Raw genomic sequence first — 4,275 nt, 5'->3', positions numbered from 1 at the left:
TTTCCGGACTGGTTTTTGTTCAATAGACAGGCCCTATTGGACAGTTTTCTTTCCGCTGAGCCTGATTTTGTCCAATAGACGAGCTCTATTGGACTTTTTTCTTTCCGCCGGCACTGATTTTGTTCAACCCCTCTAAATTGGTTTCGCCTTTAACGTCTATTGGTACAACCTCGACGCGATTGTGATAGATGTCGGTTTAGCCTGGGTTGAAATCGAATTGACTTATCTTATGTATATCACTTCACTCTTTATCAAAACTCCGCCTTAGTTTGATTTTGCTAAGACAGAAATGTGTAAGGTGTAGATAGCCTACATCCTTGGGATGACCCGGGGATTTTATTTATTGTTAGAGAAAAGATTATTCGGATAAAAGGATATGCGATTGGGAAAATTAAGGCTGTATGTGATTACTTCGATCAAAAAAGGAGGAAAACAATGCAGCTAGCAGCACATGAACTCATGGATTTAAATGAATTATCGATGAGTTGCGTAAACACGATCACAAATATGGCTTACATGTTGCAACATGTTCAGGACCCAGAATTTAAAAGTATTTTAGAACGCCATTTCCCGCACCATATCCGCGACTATAATATGAAAGCGTCATTCATCAGCCAGACGGAAGGCGCTACAAAAGAATTAAAGCTTTTTAAGGAAAATGGGCAGCTTGGCAATTATACACAGTCTCCTGCCGGCCAATACCCACCGGTTCAGCCACGCACAATGATTCAGGATTTTAACGATCGCGAAATGGCGACGGCTTACCTATTAACATTGAAACGAGCCGGACGCGAATATGCGAATGCGGCAATGGAAGCCGCAAATCCGGAATTGCGCTCCTTTCATCAAACGGCCTTTATGATGAGCTGTTCACATGCCTATGATATGTGGCAATACATGGTAAAGAAAGGCTATTACCCGTTAGAACAAGCGGATCCAAACATGATCGGAAAAATCGGCGCAATGTATCAAGTGGTTCCTGAAAATCAAAAGCCGATCCAGCAATACTTAAACAAATACCAGGGCCAAAACCCAATTGCGGGAGAAAGCGACCAGCTTTATCAATAGGAAAATATCAGAAATGCTACTTTAGTCCATGATCTAAAGTAGCTTTTTTAAAACCATTATTGGCCATTCGCCTTAAAATGATCCCCTGGCAAATTGCATGTATCAAAACTCCACGGCCATATTCCCAATAGTTGTTGATTTTTAGCTATACAGGGACATTGCATCTTCCTATGTAGCTTGTACCAATAGCTGCTTGAATGCGAATGAGCGGAGTCGAAAGCCGATCGACGCTTATTGTTCGCAACCATTGTTTTTTGCCTTTTCCCTGAACCCCCCGCGATTGACCCCCTTAATCCCTACCATAAAGCACCCACACCCGTTTGAACAATATTGCGGGCAGAATACACCCACTTCACAATTTCCCTTGTGAATAAACGTTAATATCCTCCATTGAACGATCCCAGGCCAAGATACCAAACAAAATAAATGGCTTCATTTGCTGATACGATGAAATGTGCGTGCTTATTTTCAAGTTAAGGGAAAAAGGCGCGATTACCGGGTTGATTCCTGAAAATATTTAACGTTTTTCCTGTTTTTCAAAAGCACGTTCAAGCTGTTAATGCCAATGAGAAAGTTTCTTTTTCCCTCATTTTTTAACGTACAATATGGTGCCATTATCTTATCGCAAGGGGGGCAGCTTCACTAGCAATATCAAATGGAGCCTGCCATGTCAAAGTTAATATTTGTAACTTAGAAGCGGCTTATACGCTCAAAAGCCCATTCTGGCTGGCAAAGTAGCAGATGGCTAAAGGCAACTAGCAATATTTCCCGGTTGTTCCTGCGTCCATTTTCACGTTAACCTTGATGCAGGCTCCAAAAAACACAAAGGGAGATGAGGAAATGAAATCAATCCTACTTGCAACAATGCTATTAACGCCATGCGGACATGCAGTAAACCACGCAGACGCAAATCAAGCAAAACCTGACGTTCAGCACGTTCAAAATAAAGAAACAAAAAACTATGGATTCCACTGGAATAACGATATTGAATCCAAAGTCAATTTTATCGATAAAAAGCAACCTGCTCAACCGAAAGTGGCTGCAGAGCCTGAACAAAAACAGGAGCCAGTGAAACAGCAGCAAGCTCCGCAAACCGAAACAAAGCAACAAGCACCAGATAAACAGCCATCTGCTAACGTGAACGAAACAATCGGGAATCAAGTCATCTCGTTAGTGAATAAAGAGCGCTCCAAACAAGGACTAGCGCCATTAAAAGATAACGCTTCCTTAGATAAAACAGCTACACTTAAAGCCGAAGATATGCGTGATAAAAACTATTTTGACCATAATTCGCCGACGTATGGAGATCCATTCCAAATGATGAAGCAGTTCGGCATCAATTACAGCCGTGCAGCTGAAAACATCGCGGCCGGCCAAAAAGATGCCCAGGATGTAATGGATTCCTGGATGAAAAGCCCGGGGCACCGCGCAAACATTCTTGATCCTAACTTAAAAGAAATCGGCATTGGCTACGCTACAGGTGGTTCCTATGGAACTTACTGGGTACAACAATTTATTACAAAATAAAGAAAAACTTGGCCGTGAACGAGCTTGAAAATGCGAAGACAGAGGCATAGGCCACTATTCCCTCTGCATCGTTTAATTAATGCGCCCCTGCGTCGTTGGATGCAAGGGTGCATTTTTTTATTCCATTTAAAATTCCTGCAGTATAATTAAATTTGTTTAATTTCGGTGAGTGTTTTTCTCCGGCTTGTTGAAGCTGAATTTCGACTTTCCGCCTCTTCCTATCTTCTAAAGAAAATTCAAGCAGACTAAAGCTCTCCAGAAACTATCTTGCCTTTATACATGACAGCTTGCCGCTTTGATCTTCTAGCTACCGCTTCTGCTGAACAGCTGGCTTCAACAAAGACCATGCTCGCTTCATCCCCGATTGCCGGCCAAATACGTTTTCCTTCTTTATCTAAAGGCGTCTTCCCGCCCGTAATGAAACCAAGTGTTTGCGCGAGCGACCGTTCATCCACCCAATTGAACCGCTCCGCCAAACGGCTTGCCCGCTCGAGAATGTCGCCATTGCCAAAAGGAGACCATGAATCAAAAATATTGTCGCACCCGACTGCAACATTAACTCCCTTCTTACGCAGCAACTCAATATTTGGCATGGGGCCATCAATCGGAACGCTTGTAATGATCGAAATGCCGACTTCGGCCAACATGTCCGCCACATCAAGAGCTTCCGCCAAAGAAACTTCGCCCAATCCATAAGCATGGCTTATAGCGACCCGGCCCTGCCATCCGGCTTCTTGTGTCAGTGCCGCCAGCCTTCTAATTGTAAAAATCCCGAGGTGGCCCGGATCATGCAAATGCAAATCAATATCTACGTTTGCCTCAACAGCGATATCCATCATCTGTTGCAAAGATGCCTCAATGTCGCCATCGATTATGGCCGGGTCAACGCCCCCAACCAGGTTGGCGCCTTCTCTTAATGCCTCCCTTACTAAGTCCTTCGATTTTGTGCGCAATAAACCGTGTTGTGGAAAAGCGACAATCTCATGAGACAACCTTCCTTCATAGGTTGCCAGGGCTTCTTGAACAGATCTCAAATTTTTCAGGCCGGCTTCCGGATAAATGTCGACATGAGTGCGTACATGGGTAGAACCCGCCTTTTGCAGGATATCTAATAGCGCTTCGGCTCTCTCTTTTGTTGTCGTCGACAAAGTAGGAAGCAAATCTTTTTCGAGATTGCAGTTCTCAATCCGATTGGCTACTGGAAGGCAAGCCCGCCATGAGTCACCAACTAACGTTTTATCCAGATGGCAATGCTTTTCAATAAAGGAAGGAAGAACCAAAAGACTCTTTGCATCTTTCTTTGGAAAATCACTTTCTAACGGATCATTTGCAGGAACGATTGACTTGATCGTTCCGTTTTCGATTAACAGATGGAAATTTGCCGCTCTAGTCGCTGCGGCAGCGCCATTCTCATATTGATAGCCCGTTTCTAACCGGGCATTCGTAATCCAATAAGCAGAATTCTTCATTGCATTCACCTTTTCTGACAAAATGTTTTTTCTCACAATGAAAGTAAAAGAAGTACGTGTATGTTTCATACGATAAAAAATATTAAGATAATTCATTCCGATAATATTTTATCGATCTTTTACAAATTTTTTTGATTGGATAAAATTTGGCATCCAGGCTCCGTTTTTGTCCTTGAGAGGCGTTCTATCGGACAAAAATTGGTCTCCTGGC

At 43.1% G+C, this 4,275-nt stretch carries 3 protein-coding genes; 2 read left to right on the top strand and 1 reads right to left on the bottom strand.

What is annotated here, in order from left to right; translation table 11 throughout:
• Positions 1 to 435: 435 nt before the first annotated feature.
• Both WD019_RS21410 and WD019_RS21405 read left to right on the top strand, forming a co-directional pair.
• The gene (locus tag WD019_RS21410; RefSeq protein WP_026678900.1) at positions 436 to 1,068 is read left to right on the top strand and encodes a spore coat protein; all 633 of its coding nucleotides are present in this window, start codon (positions 436 to 438) and stop codon (positions 1,066 to 1,068) included.
• Positions 1,069 to 1,908: 840 nt separating this feature from the next.
• Positions 1,909 to 2,595: a CAP domain-containing protein gene (locus tag WD019_RS21405; RefSeq protein WP_425712777.1), complete on the top strand. Its 687-nt coding sequence runs from the start codon at positions 1,909 to 1,911 to the stop codon at positions 2,593 to 2,595.
• Positions 2,596 to 2,840: 245 nt separating this feature from the next.
• Here the strand turns inward: WD019_RS21405 and WD019_RS21400 are convergent, their stop codons facing one another.
• Positions 2,841 to 4,064, bottom strand: coding sequence for an amidohydrolase (locus tag WD019_RS21400; protein WP_425712776.1), 1,224 nt, complete (start codon positions 4,062 to 4,064; stop codon positions 2,841 to 2,843).
• Positions 4,065 to 4,275: the final 211 nt, after the last annotated feature.

Origin of the sequence: Fictibacillus sp. Mic-4 (assembly GCF_049843615.1) — a bacterium.
GTDB lineage: Bacteria > Bacillota > Bacilli > Bacillales > Fictibacillaceae > Fictibacillus_A > Fictibacillus_A gelatini.
Note: the sequence above shows the minus strand (reverse complement) of the source record. Positions and strands in the feature narration are given on the sequence as shown.

Bases quoted from the DNA above. Each gene is read 5' to 3' on its own strand.
- WD019_RS21410 (WP_026678900.1), top strand. From the start codon at position 436: ATGCAGCTAGCAGCACATGAACTCATGGATTTAAATGAATTATCGATG.
- WD019_RS21400 (WP_425712776.1), bottom strand. From the start codon at position 4,064: ATGAAGAATTCTGCTTATTGGATTACGAATGCCCGGTTAGAAACGGGC.
- WD019_RS21405 (WP_425712777.1), top strand. From the start codon at position 1,909: ATGAAATCAATCCTACTTGCAACAATGCTATTAACGCCATGCGGACAT.